At 42.2% G+C, this 389-nt stretch carries 1 protein-coding gene; it reads right to left on the bottom strand.

Annotation, left to right across the window (positions count from 1 at the left end; all coding sequences use genetic code 11):
* Positions 1-136: 136 nt before the first annotated feature.
* On the bottom strand, positions 137-389 hold a 253-nt coding region (locus AAEY75_RS14195), incomplete at its 5' end, for an AMP-binding enzyme (RefSeq protein WP_502944416.1).

Here is a 389-nt window from a genome sequence, read left to right as displayed (position 1 = left end):
GACCTGACGCACCGCCCGTGACCAAAAAGCTGTGTTGTTCAATTTGCATAATTTTTCCTTTAATTGATATTTTCACTGTTATTTTTATCAGTTATCGATTTTTATCTTAACCTGACGATATGAATGTATTGCTTTATTAAGCCGCAGATAAACTGCGCAGCAAAAAGCGCTGAATTTTACCACTTGGGGTTTTTGGCAACTCTTTCACAAACTCAACCTCACGTGGATAAGCATGAGTTGATAGACGCCTGCGTACCAAGTCTTGAATCTCTTTAGCAATCTCGTCTGTGCCTTTGATACCATCTTTTAGCACTACATAAGACTTAATGGTATGACCACGCACTTCGTCTGGCACCCCAACTGCCGCTGACTCTGCGACTGCCTCATGC

This window comes from Psychrobacter sp. TB55-MNA-CIBAN-0194 (assembly GCF_040309505.1).
In the GTDB taxonomy this organism is placed as follows: domain Bacteria; phylum Pseudomonadota; class Gammaproteobacteria; order Pseudomonadales; family Moraxellaceae; genus Psychrobacter; species Psychrobacter fozii.
Note: the sequence above shows the minus strand (reverse complement) of the source record. Positions and strands in the feature narration are given on the sequence as shown.